Source organism: Deinococcus sp. LM3 (genome assembly GCF_002017875.1).
In the GTDB taxonomy this organism is placed as follows: domain Bacteria; phylum Deinococcota; class Deinococci; order Deinococcales; family Deinococcaceae; genus Deinococcus.
Genome location: NZ_MUFV01000001.1, coordinates 818,674 through 837,559 on the forward strand (window position 1 = coordinate 818,674; position 18,886 = coordinate 837,559).

At 69.0% G+C, this 18,886-nt stretch carries 16 protein-coding genes and 1 pseudogene; 3 read left to right on the top strand and 14 right to left on the bottom strand.

Annotated features, from left to right (window positions below; genetic code table 11):
• Positions 1–4: 4 nt before the first annotated feature.
• The 4 genes and pseudogenes from nuoD to BXU09_RS03785 form a co-directional block, all read right to left on the bottom strand.
• Entirely contained in the window at positions 5–1,174 is a 1,170-nt protein-coding gene (gene nuoD, locus BXU09_RS03770; protein ID WP_078304708.1) for an NADH dehydrogenase (quinone) subunit D, read from the bottom strand.
• 148 nt (positions 1,175–1,322) lie between these two features.
• Positions 1,323–2,027, bottom strand: coding sequence for an NADH-quinone oxidoreductase subunit C (locus BXU09_RS03775; RefSeq protein ID WP_276205830.1), 705 nt, complete (start codon positions 2,025–2,027; stop codon positions 1,323–1,325).
• Positions 2,015–2,550: pseudogene (locus tag BXU09_RS03780) on the bottom strand (NADH-quinone oxidoreductase subunit B family protein). The gene BXU09_RS03775 and the pseudogene BXU09_RS03780 overlap by 13 nt, the downstream one beginning before the upstream one ends.
• 97 nt (positions 2,551–2,647) lie before the next feature.
• Positions 2,648–2,983 (bottom strand): NADH-quinone oxidoreductase subunit A, encoded by a 336-nt coding sequence (locus BXU09_RS03785; protein ID WP_055362422.1) that lies wholly within the window; start codon positions 2,981–2,983, stop codon positions 2,648–2,650.
• 227 nt (positions 2,984–3,210) lie between these two features.
• Here BXU09_RS03785 and BXU09_RS03790 point away from each other — a divergent pair, with 227 nt between their 5' ends.
• On the top strand, positions 3,211–3,882 hold the full coding sequence (locus BXU09_RS03790; RefSeq protein ID WP_078300678.1) for a DUF4279 domain-containing protein: 672 nt from the start codon (positions 3,211–3,213) through the stop codon (positions 3,880–3,882).
• Positions 3,883–4,063: 181 nt separating this feature from the next.
• Here BXU09_RS03790 and BXU09_RS03795 read toward each other — a convergent pair whose 3' ends face one another.
• The 10 genes from BXU09_RS03795 to BXU09_RS03840 form a co-directional block, all read right to left on the bottom strand.
• Positions 4,064–5,212 carry a HAMP domain-containing sensor histidine kinase gene (locus BXU09_RS03795; RefSeq protein ID WP_078300679.1) on the bottom strand — a complete coding sequence of 383 codons (1,149 nt, stop codon included), beginning with the start codon at positions 5,210–5,212 and terminating at the stop codon, positions 4,064–4,066.
• A gap of 120 nt (positions 5,213–5,332) precedes the next feature.
• Entirely contained in the window at positions 5,333–6,202 is an 870-nt protein-coding gene (locus tag BXU09_RS03800) for a carbohydrate ABC transporter permease (protein ID WP_078300681.1), read from the bottom strand.
• On the bottom strand, positions 6,199–7,323 hold the full coding sequence (locus tag BXU09_RS03805) for a sugar ABC transporter permease (protein ID WP_055362411.1): 1,125 nt from the start codon (positions 7,321–7,323) through the stop codon (positions 6,199–6,201). Before BXU09_RS03805 ends, BXU09_RS03800 begins: the two co-directional genes overlap by 4 nt.
• An 88-nt stretch (positions 7,324–7,411) precedes the next feature.
• A complete protein-coding gene (locus tag BXU09_RS03810) occupies positions 7,412–8,647 on the bottom strand; it encodes an extracellular solute-binding protein (protein ID WP_055362421.1) in 1,236 nt (411 codons plus the stop codon).
• On the bottom strand, positions 8,644–10,011 hold the full coding sequence (locus BXU09_RS03815; protein WP_078300682.1) for an ROK family protein: 1,368 nt from the start codon (positions 10,009–10,011) through the stop codon (positions 8,644–8,646). The genes BXU09_RS03810 and BXU09_RS03815 overlap by 4 nt, the downstream gene beginning before the upstream one ends.
• Before the next feature lie 313 nt (positions 10,012–10,324).
• Positions 10,325–11,884, bottom strand: coding sequence for a lysine--tRNA ligase (lysS, locus tag BXU09_RS03820; RefSeq protein WP_078300684.1), 1,560 nt, complete (start codon positions 11,882–11,884; stop codon positions 10,325–10,327).
• Positions 11,885–12,171: 287 nt separating this feature from the next.
• On the bottom strand, positions 12,172–12,660 hold the full coding sequence (locus BXU09_RS03825; protein ID WP_055362427.1) for a GreA/GreB family elongation factor: 489 nt from the start codon (positions 12,658–12,660) through the stop codon (positions 12,172–12,174).
• Positions 12,661–12,807: 147 nt separating this feature from the next.
• A complete protein-coding gene (locus BXU09_RS03830) occupies positions 12,808–13,998 on the bottom strand; it encodes an MFS transporter (RefSeq protein WP_240500999.1) in 1,191 nt (396 codons plus the stop codon).
• Positions 13,999–14,097: 99 nt separating this feature from the next.
• Positions 14,098–15,078, bottom strand: coding sequence for a hypothetical protein (locus BXU09_RS03835; protein WP_240501002.1), 981 nt, complete (start codon positions 15,076–15,078; stop codon positions 14,098–14,100).
• A 71-nt stretch (positions 15,079–15,149) separates the two neighbouring features.
• Positions 15,150–17,453, bottom strand: coding sequence for an endonuclease MutS2 (locus tag BXU09_RS03840; RefSeq protein ID WP_078300686.1), 2,304 nt, complete (start codon positions 17,451–17,453; stop codon positions 15,150–15,152).
• Between the two features lie 139 nt (positions 17,454–17,592).
• Here BXU09_RS03840 and BXU09_RS03845 point away from each other — a divergent pair, with 139 nt between their 5' ends.
• Positions 17,593–18,051 (top strand): DIP1984 family protein, encoded by a 459-nt coding sequence (locus BXU09_RS03845; protein ID WP_078300687.1) that lies wholly within the window; start codon positions 17,593–17,595, stop codon positions 18,049–18,051.
• Positions 18,052–18,430: 379 nt separating this feature from the next.
• Positions 18,431–18,877 (top strand): hypothetical protein, encoded by a 447-nt coding sequence (locus BXU09_RS03850; protein WP_078300688.1) that lies wholly within the window; start codon positions 18,431–18,433, stop codon positions 18,875–18,877.
• The last annotated feature ends 9 nt before the right edge of the window (positions 18,878–18,886 follow it).

The window sequence follows — 18,886 nt, forward strand, 5'->3', positions numbered from 1 at the left end:
CTCCTTACCGGTCCACGTCGCCCAGCACGGGGTCGATGGTTGCCAGGATGGTGATCAGGTCGGCGAACTGCACGCCGACGCAGGCATATTCGAGGGCCTGGAGGTTCACGAAGCTGGGCGCGCGGATCTTCACGCGATACGGCATGGAACCGCCGTCGCTGACGATGTAGTAGCCGACCTCGCCGCGCGCGCTCTCGACCGGCACGTATACCTCGCCCAGCGGCGGATGGAAGCCCTCGGTGACGAGTTTGAAGTGGTGGATGACCGCCTCCATGCTCGTCTCGAGTTCCGGGCGGGGCGGGAGGCTGATCTTGCGGTTGGGGTCCTTGACCGGGCCGGGCTTGAGGCGTTTCAGGCCCTGCCGCACGATCTTGATGCTCTCGCCGAATTCCAGGAGGCGCATGTTGAATCGCGCCAGACTGTCCCCGTCGGGGCTGGTGATGACGTTGAAGTCGTAGGTTTCGTAGCCGCAGTAGGGATTGTCCTTGCGGTGGTCGAGGGGCACGCCGCTGGCCCGCAGGTTAGGTCCGGTGAGGCCCAGGTCCAGGGCCACGTCGGGCGGGATCACACCGACCCCCTTGGCGCGGTCCAGGAAGATGGGGTTCTGCGCGAACAGGGTGGTGTACTCGGTGACGCCGCGTTCCATCTGATCCAGGAATTTCTCGACGCGGGGCGCCCAGTCGTCGGGAATATCGCGGCTGAGGCCGCCCACCCGGAAGTACCCCTGGTTCATGCGGTAGCCGCACACCGCCTCGAACAGGTCCTGCAGGGCTTCTTTCTCGCGGAAGGCGTAGAAGAACGGCGTCAGGGCGCCCAGGTCGAGCAGGCCGGTGCCGACGAACACGAGGTGACTGTGGATGCGTCCGAGTTCGTGCAGGATGACGCGCACGGTCGTGGCGCGCTCGGGCACGTCCGCCCCGAGGAGTTTCTCGACGCTCAGGACGTACGCGAGTTCATGCCCGAAGCAGTGCAGGTAGTCGGTGCGGGGCGCGTACGTGACGCCCTGCTGGTACGTGCGGTTCTCGAAGGTCTTCTCGAAGCCGGTGTGCAGGTACCCCATGTGCGGGGTGACTTTCACGACGTCCTCGCCGTCCATGTCCACCACGAGCCGCAACACGCCGTGCGTGCTGGGGTGCTGCGGGCCGACGTTCAGGCTCATGATCTGCGTGTGCATCTGCCCTTCGGCAGGCGCGGCGGGGCGTTCGGGGGCGGTGGTCACGGCGCACCTCCGGTGCGGGTGATGGGTGATGGGTGATGGGTGATGGAAGCAAGCAGGGCAGACTGCCCCTGTTCCATCAACTGGTTCCTGTCGACCATCAACCTCATTTCGGCCCTCCTTCCGGCATGACAGGTGGGGTGCGGTCGTCACCCTGGCCGCGCCTCAGTTCGCCGCGGTAGCCGGTGAGGCCGCCGGTCTGTCCGGTCAGGCCGGCGCGGAAGGCGGCGGGGTCCAGGAACCGGCCGTCGCGGAACAGGGTGGGCGTCTCGCCCAGCGGGAAGTCCTTGCGCAGCGGGTGCCCTTCCAGGTCGTCGGGCGTGAGGACTTTACGCAGGTCGGGGTGGCCGGTGAAGGGCACGCCGATCAGGTCGTACACCTCGCGTTCCAGGTAGTTGGCGGCCCGCCAGACGGGGTACAGGCTGGCCAGGGGTTCGCCGTCGTCCAGCCAGACGCGCAGGAACAGCCGGCGGTGGTCGCGGGGCTGGTAGATGTTGTGCAGCACGGCGAAGCGCTTGGGGCGGCGTTCTGGGTAGGTGCTGTAGTCCAGGCCGACGGTGTCCATCAGCATGAAGCCGCGTTCCCTGAGGGCGCGGGCGACGCGCAGCAGGTCGTCCGGGGTGACGAGCGCGGTGGGTTCGGCGGCGTGGTCCTCGGTCAGGCCCAGTTCGCGGATCAGGGGGCTCACGTCGCGGCTGGGTGCGGCCGGGGCCGGTGGGGCGGGCGTGACGACCGGCGCGGCGCTGGCGCTGGACTGCGCGGCGCCCTCGCGGCCCATGGGCCTGGCACCGGTGGGGTTCAGCGGGTCCATGCGTCCACCATGGGCAGCTGATGCCCCAGCTGATCGAAGGCCTCGCCGCACACCTTCTTCTGAAGCTGCATGACGGCGTAGATCAGCGCCTCGGGTCGCGGGGGCAGCCGGGCACGAAGATGTCCACCGGGACCACGCTGTCCACGTTCTGCACGATGGCGTAGTTGTTGAACATGCCCCCACTGCTGGCACAGGCGCCCATGCTGATCACCCACTTGGGGTCGGGCATCTGGTCGTACACGCGGCGCATGACGGGCGCCATCTTCTTGCTCAGGCGGCCGGCGACGATCATCACGTCCGCCTGCCGGGGCGACGCGCGGAACACCTCGCTGCCAAAGCGGGCGAGGTCGTTACGACCGTCGGTGGAGCTCATCATCTCGATGGCGCAGCACGCCAGCCCGAACGTCGCGGGCCACAGGCTGTTGCTGCGGCCCCACGCGACCAGCTTCTCCAGGCTGGAGAACAGCACACCCTCGGACTCCAGTTCCTGCCAGTCCTTCTCGAACAGTTCCTTCAGCGGCATGGGGCGACCTCCGGTTGGGGCCAATGGCAGATGGCTGATGGCCTGAAGACTGCGGGCCATCTGCCATCTGCCATCTGCCTTCTGCTTCTGGCGTGCGTCAGGCCCATTCCAGCACCTTCTTCTTCAGGATGTAGACGTACCCGACGAGCAGCAGCAGCACGAAGGTGATGGCCTCGAAGAAGGCGAAGGGAATGAGTTTCTGGTAGGCGACGGCCAGGGGGTAGAAGAAGGCGGTTTCGATGTCGAAGATGATGAACAGCATGGCCACGAGGTAGAAGTGCACCGGGAAGCGCTGTCCGGTGCCGACGCCGCCGCCTTCGGGGTCGTTGCCGCTTTCGTAGGCCATGAGTTTGGCGCGGCTGGCCTTCTTGGGGCCGAGGAGGGCGCTGGCAAGTACGGCGACGATGCCGATGCCGAGCGCGACGAGCAGCATGATGACGAAGTTGGCGTATTCGATGGTCGGTCTCCTTTCTGCGTCTGCGCCGCGTTCCACTCCACACTGCTCGTGAAAAACGGCACTAGGTTCTGGAAAAAAAGAGAAATCCTGAAACGAACTGCACTTCTGAACTGTTGGTACACCCTGTTTTATCACGGTTCACACGACATGCAGGCACAAACAGCCAACCCCGCCCCCGTCAGGGACAGGTATGGTCATCCCACATGCCCGCACCCCGACCGACCGCCGAGCAGGCCGCCCTCGCAGAACTCCGCTCACCGACCTGCGCCACCACCACACAGTTCTTCGCCCCGCACGTTCTCGAACACGCCGACGGCGAACCGCTCGTCCACGGCGTCCTGATGGACGGTGACGTGCATCAGGTGCACTTCAGGCCGCAGAGCGAGGACTATTTCCTCGTGATCATTGTGCTGGACACGCCGGACGGCTGGAAGGTCCTGGGTGCGCGAGCTTCAGCACGCGCGCGGGTAGCGTTGTCCATCGTCAGCGAGACCCTGCTGGCCGAAGACATCACCCGCACCACGGGCCTGGAACCCACGGACGCCTACAGTGTCGGAGACGCCTGGGCACGACCCGGACGCCACCCATCACGCCGGACGTTCACCCGCTGGACCCTCTGCCCCGAAGGTGACCGACCCGGTGAGTTCGAGGACAAACTGACCCGACTGCTGGACCTGACGCAGGAGGCCGCGCCGCGCATCCGGGCGCTGGGGGACGCCTGCGACATCAACGTCACGGTCGGGTACTGCGGCTACGCGGAACAGATGTGGGGCGCGCCGATCGGGCGGGAAGACCTCAGCCGACTGGCGGCGCTCGGCGCGGGCCTGGACATCGACCTGTACGCCAGCGGTCCAGCCCTGGCCGGGGTGCCCTGATACGGATTCCGTCTGTTTCGCTGACAACCCGGAAGGGCGCCGGGTTGCCAACTCCACGCCCGGAACCCGTTTCTCTCCTTCTCGCATCCGCTCGGATTGAAGGGCCTTTGCAGCCCCTTCAATCGGAGTCCGTATGAGCGGCCGCCTTCCCGATGACACCAGCCCGATGACACCAGCCCGGTTACACCAGTTCCACGAAGTCGTCGTCCTCGTTGTCTTCCAGGGACGGCAGCGTGAAGATGAACGTCGCGCCCTTGCCCCGCTCGGATTCCACGCGGATGGACCCGCCGTGTTCCTCGACGGCCAGTTTGCAGAACGCCAGCCCCATGCCGGTATCGAAACGGCCGTGCAGGGTCAGGCGGGACTGCTCGAACGCCGCAAACAGGTTGGGGATGTCCTCTTCGGGGATGCCCTCGCCGTCGTCGCGGACCACGATCTGCACGCCGTCCGGCAGGCCCCGGACCATCAGGGTGATCACGCCGCCGGTCGTGGTGTGTTTCAGGGCGTTGCTGATCAGGTTCGCCAGCACCCGCCGCAGGATTTCCGGGTCGGCGCTCGCGGGGCTCAGGTCCGCTTCGATCTCGACCCGTACGTGCCGGTCGCGCAGGCCGCTGCCCACGTCGCCGCGCGCCTGCTCGATCACCTCGCGGAACATGGGCGTGAACATCAGTTCGCGTTTCAGGTTCATCTTTCCGGCCTGGATCTTGCGGACGTCCAGCATGTTCGCCGCGAGGTGCAGCAGGTGCTGCGTCTCGTCGTGCGCGACTTTCAGCAGTTCGCGGTTGTCCTCGGGAACGCGCGGGTCGTCCTGCACGATCTCGATCAGGCCCATGACGGCCGCGATGGGGTTCTTCAGGTCGTGGACGAGCATGTGCACCAGCTGGTCGCGCACGCGCTCCTCGTGTTCCCAGGTGTCCATGCGGCGTTGCAGGCTCGCCACGCGCGTCAGGGATTCGCGGTGCTGCTGCGCGCGGCCCAGCATGGTCCGCACCTGCAGGGCGAGCGCCTCGGGGGGCGTGCCGTCGCTGATCAGGGCGTCCGCGCCGGCGGCCAGCATCTCGCCCAGGCCCTGCGTGCCGACCGCCAGCCACTGCGTGCCGCTCAGTTCGGCGCGCTGGCGCAGCATGGGCAGCACCTGATGCAGCGGCACGCCGGGCGTGCTGGTGTACAGCAGCGCCACGTCCGGCACCGTCACGTGCGACTCGCGCAGCAGCGTCTCGGCGTCCGCGATGTGATGCACGTCCGCTCGCGCCAGCAGCGGCCGCAGTTGCAGGGCGCGGCCCGGATCTGCGGCGACGACGAACACGTTCAGGGTCTCTGTAGTCGTCATGAAGTTCCCCGAGTGTACCGCGCGCCTCCGGCTCCCGGCGCGGCAGAAACTACAGAGGCCGGTACGGAAGCGTCCCCCGCGCCGCGCAGGGCTGGGGGACGACGGGGGGCGCGGGAAGGATCAGCCCTTGACGGACCCGGCCAGCAGGCCGCGCACGAAGTAACGGCCCAGCAGGATGTACACCAGCAGGGTGGGCAGCGCCGCCAGGATCGCGCCGGCCATCGGCAGGTTCCAGCTGACGGCCTGCCCGCCCGCCAGTTGCGACAGGGCGTACGTGACCGGCTGGCTGGTGGTGTTCGTCAGGGTGGCGGCGAACAGGAACTCGTTCCAGACCTGCGTGAACTGCCAGATGATCACGACCACGAAACCGGGGATGCTGATCGGGAAGATCACGAGGCGGTAGATGGCCCAGAAGCCCGCGCCGTCGATGGTGGCCGCCTCGACGAGCGCGTCGGGCACGTCGGCGTAGAAGTTGCGGAAGATCAGGGTCGTGATCGGAATGCCGTACACGACGTGCGCCAGGATCAGTCCCCAGATGCTGCCGTACAGGCCGAGTTCCTTGATGAACTGGAACAGCGGGATCAGCACCGCCTGGTACGGAATGAACATCCCGAACAGCATCAGCGCGAACAGGGTGTTGGCGCCCCGGAACTTCCACTTGCTCAGGGCGTAGCCGTTCAGGCTGCCCAGCATGGCGCTCAGCAGCGTGGCGACCACGGCCAGGAACAGGCTGTTGAGCATGTTCCCGCCGATCTTGCCCCACGCTTCACTGAAGCTCGCCCAGTTCAGCGCGGCCGGCCAGTGCCAGGTGGTGGCGAGGTTGATCGCGTCCGGGCTTTTCAGGGCGGTGGCGAACAGCAGGTACACCGGCACCAGGAAGAACAGCGCCGCGACGACCAGCAGCGCGTACATGAGGACCCGGCCCGGCTGGACGGGACGGCGGGGCGTGATGGGCGCGGCAGCGGCGGCCTTGGCGGGTGTGGCGGTCATGCGTGACCCTCCTCGGAGCGGAACTGGGACGAGAGGTACGGCACGATCACGAACGCCACAAGGATCAGCAGGATGGTGCCGATGGCGGCGCCCAGCGCGAACTGGTTCTGCCGGAAGCTGGTCAGGTACATGTTCAGCGCCGGGACGCTGGTCGAGATGTTGTCCGGGCCGGCCATGGCGTACACCAGGTCGAAGATCTTGAGGCTGATGTGGCCCAGCACGATCATGGCCGACAGGCTGATGGGTGCCAGCAGCGGGAAGATCACGTGCCGGTACAGGCTCAGGTCGCTGGCGCCGTCGACCTTGGCGGCCTCGCGCAGTTCCTCGGGAATGCCGCGCAGGCCCGCGAGGTACAGGGCCATGGTGTAGCCGCTCATCTGCCACACGGCCGCGATGATGATGCCGATCAGCGCGAGGTTGAAGCCGTGCAGTTCCGGGGCGGGCAGCATCTTCACGTTCGGGCCGATCAGCAGCGCCCAGCCCAGCAGCAGCGCGGCGCAGGCGCCCGCGACCAGCGTGCGGGTGCGGTCACCGCTGCGGGCGGCGCGCACCGCCAGGACGATCAGGACCACGCCCACGACCCCGGCGGTCAGGAGCGGCAGCCTGTTCCAGTCGAATTTCAGGATGGCGTCGGTGCTGCTCAGCCAGCCGAAGGTGCTGGCCTCGCCGCCCAGCAGGGTCGGGGCCTGGTTCACGCCGCCGCCGGGTTGCAGCATCCAGCGCCAGATGGTGCCGGTCACGATGAACGACAGGCTCATGGGGAACAGGAAGATGGTGCGCCACAGTCCCTCCCCTTTCGGGTTGCGGTCCAGGATCAGCGCCAGGCCCAGGCCCAGGCCCAGGCAGCCCAGGATGAAGAACACCGTGAAGAAGATGGTGCTCACGAGTTCCTGACGGAACCGGCCCTGCAGGAATCCGGTGAACAGTTCCTGGTAGTTGGCCAGTCCCACCCAGCGGATGATGGGGTCGAGGGCGAGGGCCTGCGCTGGATCGTTCCCCCAGTCGGTCATGCTGACGTACACGCTGCGCGCGATGAAGCCGTACACGAACACGGCGATCAGGATGACGCTGGGGGCCAGCACGGCCATGGACCACAGGCGATCTTTACTCAGGCCTTTCATGGTGGGCCTCCTTTCACAGGATGCGGTGCGCGGGAAGCGGCGCGCGGTTGTTCACCGCGTCCCGCGCTCCGCGCACCGCTGACTTGCTTTACTTGCCGATGCCGGCGCGCACGGCCAGCTGCTGCGCGGCGGCGGCAGCGCCGGCGCTGTTGCGGCTGGACACGTACTGGTCGATCACGGCGCCGAAGGCGCTCATGAAGCTTTCGGGGGCGACGGCGCCGTGGACGAGGCTGCCGACGATCTTGTTGCTCTTCCAGTCGGCGGCGGCGCTCTTGCCGTAGGTGTTGTACTTGCTCAGGTCACTGTCGATGCGCGCGGCGATGGAGCCTTTCAGGGGGTTGAAGGCGTCCTGGCCGGCCTTGCTGCCCATCAGTTTCAGCCAGTTGATGGCCTCGGCGCGGTTCTTGGTGCCCTTGGGCAGGCCGAAGGAGTCGGCGAGCATCACGAAGGTCTTGGTGGTGCCGGGGGCGGCGGCCCAGCCGAAGCCGGTGTTCGGGGCGAGTTTCTTGGTGGTCGTGAAGTACCCGGCGGCCCAGTCGCCCATCACGTTGAAGGCGCTGGTGCCGTCGATGATGCGGTCACTGGCCTGCTGCCAGCTGAGGCCCGACGCGTCCTTGTTGGCGCAGTCCATGACCTTGCCGAAGGTGGTGAAGCCCGCGACGACCTTGGGGTCCGTGAACTTCAGCTTGCCGGCCCACAGGTTCTCCCAGTTGGCGGCGCCCAGCGTGCCGATCATGACGCTCTCCCAGAGGTGCTGCTGGGTCCAGTTCTCGCCGACGACCAGCGGCGCGGCCACGCCCTTGGCTTTCAGGGTGGTGCAGGTCTTGAGGAATTCGGGCCAGGTCTTGGGCACGGTGACGCCCCAGGCCTTCAGTTTGGCGGGGTTGTACCACATGACGTTGCTGCGGTGCACGTTCACGGGCACGCTCCAGGGCTTGCCGTTCGTGCTGATCAGCTTCAGCAGGTCCTTGGGGAAGGCCTTGTCCCAGCCCTCGCTCTTGAACAGGCTGCTCAGGTCTTCCATGCGCCCGGCGACGACCCAGGTGCCGATGAGTTCCTGACCGGCGTGCGCCTGGAAGGAGTCGGGGGGCGTGCCGCCCAGCATGCGGGTCTTCAGGACGGCCTTGGCGTTCGTGCCGGCGCCGCCGGAGACGGTGGCGTTGTCCACCGCGACCGTGGGGTACTTGGCCTTGTACAGCTTGACCAGGGCTTCCAGGGCGGGACCCTCGTCACCGGACCACCAGGAGAAGATCTCGAGCTTGCCAGCGGCAGAGGCGCTGGTGGTGACGGCGAGGGCGGCGGCGATCAGCAGTGCTTTTTTCATGGTGTTCCTCCGTGAGAAACGGGACGGGTCGGGGGGTGGGTGGTGCGCTCGGCGGGGCGGGGTGGGGACGGGCCGGCCGGTGGGGCGCGGCTGGCGGAGGCCTCGCCGATGTCGCGGGTGTTCTGCGCCATGCGGGCGATGCCGTACAGGTGCGGCAGGCCGCGCGGGGTGAACAGCGAGTCGAGCATCATGGCGCCGGCCCCGCGCACGCCGGCGTCCACGCCAAGGGTGCCCAGGTCGATGCGGGCGCGGTCCACGTTGATGCGCATGGTGCGGCCCTGCGCGCTGGCGCGGATGGCGCCGAGCAGCACCTCGCCGGCCTGTGCGAGCCGCCCGCCGATCACCACGGCCTGCGGGTTGAACAGGTTCAGGGTGGTGCTGATGGCGACGCCCAGGTGGTGCCCGGCTTCCTCCCAGACGGCGCGGGCCAGCGGGTCGGTGTTCGCGTGCGCCAGCAGGCCTTCCAGGGTGATGGGTTCCGGCAGCTGGCTGGGCGCGCCGGCCGCCCGCCGGGAGCGGGCCAGCGCCACGAGCACCTGCGCGGCGGCGTAACTTTCGAGGCTGCCGGGGTTGCCGCTGCGGCCCACCGGTCCCTGCTCGTTGATGCTGATGTGACCGATCTCGCCGGCGCCGCCGCGCGCGCCCCGGTGCAGGCGGCCGCCGAGCAGCACGCCGGCCCCGATGCCGGTGGCGGCCTTGACGTAGATCAGGTCCTGCGTGCCCCGGTGCGCGCCGAAGCGGGCCTCGGCGAGGGCGCCCAGGTTGGCGTCGTTGTCGACGAGGACTTCGAGGTGCAGCAGGTTCTGCAGGGCCTCGCGGATGTTCTCGCCGTCCCAGCCGGGCATGTTGGGTGGCTGCACGACGCGGCCGGTGTCGTGGTCGACCGGTCCGGGCACGCCGATACCGACCAGGGCGACCTGCGCGCTCTGGATGCCGGCGGCGCGCATGGCCTGGGCGCTCAGGGCGCCGAGCAGGGTGTAGGTGGCCTGCGGGCCGCTGACGATGTCGTGCGGGACGGTCAGGCTGGAGAGAGTGTGGCAGTGCAGGTCCAGCACGTCCACGCGGGCGTGGCTGGCGCCCAGGTCGATGGCGAGCAGGGCGGCGGCGCGGGTGTTGAGGTTCAGCAGGGTCGCGCGCCGCCCCACGCCGCCGCTGCCGCGCGTCCCGACTTCCTGCACCAGTCCGACGCTGATCAGTTCCGTGACGATGGAGCTGATGGCGCTGCGCGACAGGCCCAGTTCGCGGGCGATGTCCACCCGTGCCAGGTCCCCGTTCCACAGCAGGTCCAGCAGCAGCAGCGTGTGCCGCGCGCGGATGGCCGCGAGGTCCAGGGTGTCCGTGGTGGGGTGTTCGGTGCGGATCATGCGGGGGAACCTCGGGGCGCAGCAGAGGGGAATGCGGCGTCTGCACGGAAATCAGAACGCGACGGAGCGTGGCGGGTGGGCCGTCGGTCACGGCTGCCCTGCTCACCTGAGATGAATCTTGTGTGAAGTCATCTTGCGCGTTGCGTATTTTGTTTGTCAAACAAACGAATTAACTAAACCGGTTTCATTTGTCTAGACAGATTTAATCCGAGCCCTCTGTACCCGGCCCGCCGCCCTCCCCCGCCAGCCGACAGAAGAAACCGGCCGCCTCCACATGGGAAGCGACCGGTCAGAGCAGCTGGTCAGCCGCGTCCTACTCGCCAGCCTCCGCCTCGCCGCCCGTGCCCTCGGGGCGCAGCAGCGGGAACAGCAGCACGTCCCGGATCGAGTCGCTGTCAGTCAGCAGCATCGCCAGACGGTCGATGCCGATCCCCAGGCCACCCGCCGGAGGCATGCCGTACTCCAGCGCCAGCAGGAAATCCTCGTCCTGCGGGTGCGCCTCGTCGTCCCCGGCCGCCTGACGGGCACTCTGCGCCTCGAACCGCTCGCGCTGATCGAAGGCGTCATTCAGTTCGCTGAACGCGTTCGCCAGTTCGAAGCCCGAGCAGAACACCTCGAAGCGCTCCGTGACGTCCTCCGTGCGGGTGCGGTGCCGCTTGGCGAGCGGGCTGATCACCGCCGGGTGGTCCATCACGAACGTCGGGTTGGTCAGCAGCGGCTCCACGAACTCCCCGAACAGCTTGTCCAGCAGCTTGTAACTGGGCACCGCCTTCCACTGCGGGAAGCGCTCGTCACAGAACGCCCGCAGGCGATCCAGATCCAGCGGATCGAAATCCAGCCCCGGCACGTGCTCACGCAGACCACCCAGGTAATCCACGCGCGCGAACGGCGGCGTGAAATCCAGCTCCCGGCCCTGGTACCCGAACTTGTACGAGCCGTGCACCTCCATCGCCAGCCCGCTCAGCAGGTCCTCGACCAGCTTCGCGATGTCCGCGTAGTCCACGTAAGCCCAGTACAGTTCCAGCATCGTGAATTCCGGGTTGTGCGTCCGGTCGATCCCCTCGTTGCGGTACACGCGGCCGATCTCGTACACCTTCTCGAAGCCGCCCACCAGCAGCCGCTTCAGGTACAGTTCCAGGCTGATCCGCAGCTTGAAGTCGTGTGAGAGCGCGTTGTGGTGCGTCATGAAGGGCCGCGCCTCGGCACCCCCGGCCGTTACTTGCAGGGTCGGCCCCTCGACCTCCATGAATCCCATGCGGTCCAGTTCATTGCGCACGAAGCGGATCATGCGGCTGCGCGCCTGGAACTTCTCGCGGGCACCGTCGGTGACCATCAGGTCCAGGTAACGGCGCCGCGCACGCAGTTCCTCGTCCTGCAGGCCGTGGAACTTGCTGGGCAGCGGGTGCAGGCTCTTGACCAGCGGCTGCCAGGAGGTCACGCGCAGCGTCAGCTGCCCGGTCTTCGTGACGAACGGGAAGCCGCGCACGCCGATGATGTCGCCCAGGTCGATCTTCTTGGTGGGATCGAAGTTCCCGGTGTCCTGCTTGGAGAAGTGCAACTGGATCTTGCCGAACTCGTCGTTGAGGTCCGCGAAGGCTGCCTTGCCCATGTGGCGCATCAGGGTCACGCGGCCAGCCAGGGCGTACTCCGTTTCCGGCCACTCCTGCCCGGCCTCCCACTTCGGCGCGCCGTCCTCGCCCACCGCATCGGCGGGATGCGCGGCCAGCACGTCGCGGGCGTGGTGGGTGCGTGCGTAGGTGTACGGGTACGCCTCGAAGCCGGCGGCCACCTGGGCGTCCAGGTTGTTCAGGCGGCTGACGGTCTGCTCGTGCAGACCCTCGCGGCGGTTGGTGGGAGTGGAACCATCAGACATAACGGCCAGTATAGGCCGCACCCACCAGCCCGGACGGGACCGACGTCCAGCCACACCCCTCCCCGCCAGCCGGGACAGCCTCCGGCTGAACGGCAGGTGGGGCGCAGGCCACCGCCCACGCCCCACCCGTCACCCGCCCACGCCGGGGCAGGTCATACGGACTCCGATTGAACGGCTTACAAGGCCGTTCAATCCGAGCGGATGCGAGTAGGAGAGAAACGGGTTCCGGACGTGGAGCTGGCACTCCGGTGAAGTTCCGGATTGTCAGCGAAACAAACGGAACCCGATCAGTACTCGATGCTCTTGACCTTGTACTTCATCTGCCGGCCGTTGTCGAGGTTCACCACGAAAGCCTCGCCCTTCTTGCGGCCCATCAGTTCCTTCCCGACCGGGCTGTCCTCGCTGACGCGCGGCAGACTCCCGCCGGTCACGGCCGCCTCGGGGGCGCTGACGACCTGCACCTTCATGTCCTTCTTGGTGGTCTCGTTGCCCAGCACCACGATCGCGCCGAGTTCCACGCGGCCCTCGTTCTCGTGGTCCTCGATGACGGTCGCGCGGGCCAGGGTGTCCTCGAGTTCCTCGATGCGCGCCTCGATGTTCATCTTCTCGCGCTTGGCGTCCTCCAGTCCGGTGTCCTCGGTGTCGGAACTGGTTTCCATCTGCTCCTGCAGGATGCGGGTCGCCTCGGCCAGCCGGCCCATCTCCTGATCGAGTGATTTCTGAAGGCGTTCGAACCCTTCACGTGTGAGTTTCACCTGTCTGGTCGCTTGTGCCACTCTAGGCCTCCGTTGCGCCGCCGGGTACTCCGGCGAGGACTCATGAACTGAAGTCGGTTGCTCCCCTGGGGGAAAGCAGGGGACGCGGGTTGGGTGAGAATCAGCGCGCATTCTGCCACACGCCCCCACCCCTGACAATGCGCCCTGCTAGGGCATGGCCGCCCCCCCCGCCCCCGCGCGGGCCTGCCGGGCCGCCAGCACGGTGAAAAGCGCCAGCAGGGCGGCCAGAACACCCAGGAATACCGGGATGGCCGGCGCGCCCCAGCGGGCGAACAGCACGCCCAGCAGCGCCGGGGCGACCACGCCGCCCAGCGACCCGGCCACCAGCAGGAACGGCACCAGCCGCGCCGACAGGGTGCGGGTCAGCCACGCCAGGGTGGTCCCGAACACCGGCGCGAGCGCCAGCCCCGCCAGCACGAACGCCGCGCCAGCCAGTCCCGGCACCGACGCCGCCAGCGCGCACAGCAGCAGCCCGGCCGCGCTGCCCAGCACGACCCGCTCGGGGCGCAGCCGCGCGGCGAACACGCCGGTCAGGATCCGGCCGACCGTCAGGGCCGCCCAGAACGCACTCAGGATCAGCGCGGCGTCCGCCACGCGCAGTTCGGTCAGGTACCGCACGGTCCACGCGCCGTACCCGGCTTCCAGGCCCACGTAACTGGCGATCAATGCCGCGAACAGCGCGAACTGCACGCCGGGCCGCGCCGGAGCGCCGTCCGGGGGGGCCGGGGCGATGTCCGGCACGCCCCACACGCGGCCCACCACGAACGTCACGGCGCACAGGGCCGCCACCACCAGGAACGGCCCGCCGGGGATGCCGGTCGCCACGCCGGCCCCCGCGCCCGTCAGGCCCGCGACCAGCAGCGGCGACACCATGCTGCCCACCCCGAACACGGCGTTCACGAGATTCACGGCCCGCGCGCCCACGCTGGCGTACGCGGCGTTCAGGCAGGCGCTGACCCCGCCCAGGCCCAGGCCACCCACGAAGGCCGCCGCGACCGCCAGCGCCCAGGTGGGCGCGAACACCACGCCCAGCATGCCGGCCGCCAGGACCAGCAGACTGAACGACATGCCGGCCCGGACGCTCAGGCGCCGCAGCAGCAGGCCCACCAGCGGCGGCGCGATGGCCGACCCCAGGAAGTGCGCGCTGGCGATCACGCCCACACCCGCCGTGCTGACCCCGTACCGCGCCTGGAACAGCGGGAAGCTGGGGCCGTACATCGCCTGGATCAGGCCCAGCGTGAAGAACGCGGCGGTGCCGGTCGCCAGCAGGGACAGCGGCATCCGCCCCCCGGCGGCAGTGGGGGACGGATGGGCGGGCAGCTTCCCGGAACGACTCACGCGGGGACGCTATCACCCGCGCTGCCCGGCCGGACCCGTCCTGTCCAGGGGCTGGCCTTAATGTTCAGACCCGGTGCAGGAAATCAGCGGTGCAGGGGGTCAGCGGGGCAGCGCGACGAGCGCGAAGCGCCACTTGTTCGCGGTGGCGTTCGTTTCGTACCACTCGTAGCCGACGCTGCCACCCATCAGGGCGGGCAGGCCGTCGATGCGGAAGGCGACGTCCGCGTCGGCCGTGGCGGACTTGCCCAGCCAGTCGCGGGTGGCGCGGACCCGCACGGCCCCCAGCCCGAAGCCCTCGGCGGGCGGCAGTCGGTACGTGAGGCTGGCGTTGCTGGACTGCGCCCGGCCGAAGCCGAAGTCCCCGATGGCCGTCTGGCCGACTGCGAAGCGCTCGAAGTGCGAGGCGTCCAGGTTCAGGCCGGCGGCCAGCGGCACGCCGATGACGGCCGTCACGTCCGCGCTGCCCTGCGCCTTGCCCTGCGTGGGGAAGGCGTACATGCGGACCGTGGAGTACAGGCCGGTGTTCACCTTGCCGTAGGCCCGGCTGTACCCGCCGCTGACTTCCGTCTGTGTGTACGCGGCGGTCACGTCGCCCTGCTGCGCCACCCCGACGTTGTTCAGGAAGCGCACGCGGCCCTCCCAGACCTGCGTGGCGTACCCGACCGTGGCGTGCGAGTGGGACGCGCCGCCCTGCACCAGCGCGCTCCACTGCAGGCCGCTGCCGGGCGCGCTGGTCAGTTCGGCCTTGGGTACGTTGTAGAAGCGGCCCAGCGCGGCGCTCAGGCTGCCGAACTGCGCGGTCAGGCCGTAATCCCAGTAGGTGGGGGCTTTCAGCAGCGTGAAGCGCACGTCACGGTCCAGCGGGAGCGGCAGGTAGCGCACGCCGAACCCGTCGGTGGTGGACGCCACGAACTGCGCGCTGCCGAAGCGGTTCAGGTAATCGGAGGGCAGCTTGAAGCCGGTGCTGGTCGGCGCGGCAGGGGTGGCCGTCTGCGCCGAGGCGACGGCGCCCGGCAGGCTGCCCAGCGTCAGCGCGAGCATCAGGGAACGGAGGGCGGAAGCTTCAGGAAGGAAACGCACCCGCCCATCCTGGGGCCTGAGCCTGAGTTCAGTCAAAGTCTGACCTCATGAGGCGGCGGGTCAGGTCAGGGTCAGCGGCGGATGTTCACGATGGTGACGCCGTGCCCGCCCTGGTTGGCCTCGGCGTCGTGGAAGGATTCGACCTTCTTGTCGCTCTTCAGGTACTCGCGCAGCAGGCGGCGCAACACGCCCTGGCCCTTGCCGTGCACGACGCGCAGCGGGCTTTCCTTCAGGGCGTGGGCTTCCAGAACGGCGGTCCGGAGTTCCTCGACGGCTTCCTCGACGCCCATGCCGCGCAGTTGCAGTTCGTTCTGGAAGGTGCTGGCGGCGACCGCCCCGGCGAAGGCGGTGCGCGGGCCGCGCGTTCTGGGGGCCGTGACCTTGGGTTCCTGCTTGAGGCGCACGTCGCGGCGTTTGACGCCGACCTTCATGACGCCCAGTTGCACGACCAGATCGTCGCCGCGCAGTTCGAGCACCTGCCCGGTGGCGTTGTAGGCGGGGACGTCCACGCGGCTGCCCACGCGGATGGGGTCGCCGCGTTCCTCCCGCACGATCGGCGCCGGGCGGGCCTTCTGCGCCGAGACGCGCAGTTCGCGCAGTTCCTGCATGACGCGCGGGCGGGCGCTGTCCTCCTGCGCGCGGGCCCGCAGCGTGCGGACGCGTTCGATGGCGTCGGCGTACAGGGATTCGGCCTTCTGGCTGGCCTCGGCGAGCATCTCGTTGCGGCGCAGCTCGAGGGTCTCGCGTTCCTGGCGCACGCGGCCCAGTTCGGCCTCGGCGTCGCGGCGGGCGGCGGCGGTGCCTTCCAGCTGGGCGCGCAGGTCCTCGCGTTCGCGTTCCAGGCCCTCCAGCATGCGTTCCATCAGGCCGGCGTCGGGACCGAGCAGGTCCTCGGCGCGGCGCAGCACGTCGGCGGGCAGGCCCATGCGCTGCGCGATGGCCAGTGCGAACGACCGGCCCGGCTGCCCGACCTGCAACACGTAGGTGGGGGCCAGGGTGTCCACGTCGAAGCCCATGGAGGCGTTCTTCAGGCCGGGTGTTTCCAGGGCGAACAGCTTCAGCGGGGACAGGTGCGAGGTGATCACGCCGCGCGCGTCCTGCGCCAGCAGCGTCTCGATCAGGGACTGCGCCAGCGCCGCGCCCTCGTTCGGGTCGGTACCGCTGCCCAGCTCGTCCACCAGCACCAGCGTGTCGGGCGCGGCGTGCCGCAGCACGTACCGCAGGTGCTTGAGGTGAGAGGCGAAGGTGGACAGGCTCGCCTCGATGCTCTGCTCGTCGCCGATGTCCACCAGCACGTCGCGCACCACGGGGAGTTTCGCGCTGGCCGCCGCGACGTACAGGCCGCACTGGTGCATCAGGACCGCGAGGCCCAGCGTCTTGATGGTCGCGGTCTTGCCGCCCATGTTCGGGCCGGTGATCAGCAGCAGTTTCGTCTCGCCGAGCGAGAGGTCGTTCGCGACTGGGTTCTCGATCAGCGGGTGGCGCACCTCGCGCAGGTCGTACGTGCCGTCCGTGACCTGCTCAGGGCGATTCAGGCGCCAGTCACGCGCCAATCGGGCCTTGGAGGCGATCAGGTCCAGTTCCCCGATCGTCACGAGCGTCATGGGCACGTCCGCGTCGCCCGCCAGCAGGCCCGAGAGTTCCGTCAGGATGCGGCGCACCTCGGCTTCCTCGTCGAGGATCAGGCGGGTCAGTTCGTTGTTCAGCTGCGTCACGGCGGCCGGTTCCACGAAGTACGTCTGCCCGGTCGCGCTGGCGTCCACGATGATGCCCTGAACCTGCCCCACGCGGCTGGCCTGCACCGGCAGCACGTACCGGTCGCGGCGGATGGTGACGATGTGCTCCTGAAGTACGTCCGACCACTTCTCCAGCGTGGCGGTCAGGCGCTCGCGGATGCGGCCGCGCAGCGGCTCGATGCGCTTACGCAGGTCGCGCAGGCGGGGGCTGGCGTCGTCCCGCACCGCGCCGTCCCGGTCCAGGGCGCTCAGGACGCGGCGCACCAGTTCGCTGTGATCGCCCAGCCCGACCGCCACCTCGCGCAGCGGCCCGCGCGAGTTCACGCCGATGGCCCGCTTGACGGTCATCGCGCCGTCCAGCGAGTACGCCGCGCTCAGCAGCTCCGAACCCGACAGGACGCGGCCCTCGGCGGCGCGGGCGTGCAACTCGCGGATGTCCTGAATGCCGCCCAGGCTGAGGCTCACGCCGAACAGCGCGTCCTCGACCTCATCGAGTTCCCGCGCGATCCGCTCCGGGTCGTCCGAGGGCCGCAACCCACGGGCACGTTCTACGCCCAGCGACGTGGCACTGCGCTCGGCCAGCGCATCGAGAACACGGGGAAAATCAAGAGCGGACAGGGCGCGGGCATCGAAAGACATCTCACAGGGAGCATACCGGCCCCGCCCCCCCAACACCGTGCGCCGAGTGGCTTAGAAAGCCTTATCTCAATTCAGGCCAGCCCACCATTCAGGCCAGCACGCCGTTCAGGTCAGACCCGCCGCGCGTTACCCTGCACGCATGAAACTCGCCGAGGCCCTGATCGAACGCGCCGACCTGCAAAAACGCGCCGCGCAACTGGAAGAACGCCTCGTGAAGAACCTGCTGGTGCAGGAAGGCGAGGCGCCCGCCGAGGACCCGCAGGCCCTGCTGCGCGAGTTCGCGGAGGTCGCCGCGCGGCTGGAGGCCCTGCTGCCCCGCATTCACCGCGCGAACCTGCGCGCCACCCTCCCGGATGGCCGGACCCTGACGGACGCCCTGACCCGCCGCGACCTGCTGGACCTGCGCCTGCGGGTGCTGCGCCGCGCCGCCGCGACCGCCAGCGACCGCCCCACCCGCTACAGCAACAGCGAGGTGCGGATCCTGTCCGCCATTCCCACCCGCGAGTTGCAGGTGCAGGTGGACGCCCTGGCGAAGGAACGCCGGGAACTGGACACGCAGCTGCAACAGGCGAACTGGTTGACGGACCTGCCCGAGTAAGCCCACACTGCCGGTCGGGAGCGTCCGCGCGGGCGGAGACCTACCTCGCAGCGGGGAAAAGGCTGCACCCCTGAAGACGCCGGGGCGGCGTCGCCGGACCGACCGGCCCCACCGGGCACGCCCAGCACACGGCACCCCTCACCCGGCACCGCGCACCCCTCACTCCCACGGCCTCGACGACGGGCGCTCCCTCCAGCTTCACAGACTTCCAGTTTCACAGCCCCCCACCAGCCTCCGCACGCCGGAGCGGCGGGGGGTTTCCGCTGACGGCCCGCGCAGACAGCTCGTGCGGCAGGTGCGGTCCCGCCCGCCGGGCCTGCCACGTACCATCAGGGAGTCCACCCACCACATCCGCTCCAGCATCCCCGGAGGTCCCACCATGACGACGGCGCCCAGAGCCATCCGCATCCGCCTGCCCCGCCCACTCGGGGCGCTGCTGACCCGGCTGGTCGCCGCCCGCACCATTCAGCCGGGCGCGGTCGTGCCGCCACCCGCCGCGCTGAACGTCACGCGGCGCACGCTGCTGTCCTTCAAGACCGAGGCGTGCGTGGCGTGCGACACGCTGGACGTGTTTCTGGGGCAGCTGGCACACGCGCATGGGCTGGACCTGCGCGTGATCGACGCGCGGCGCGGCGACCTGCCCCCCCACGCCTACGGGGACGCGCTGCACCTCGACACGGACGGCAGCCTGCGCCGCCCGTACCGCGTGCAGGTCTACCCCACCCTGGTCCTGACCGGGCCGGACGGGCGGATCGAGGCGGTCGTGACCGACGTCCCCGAACAGGACGCGCAGGCCAGCGTCACCCGGCGGCTGGGCCTGGGCTGACAGCGGTCT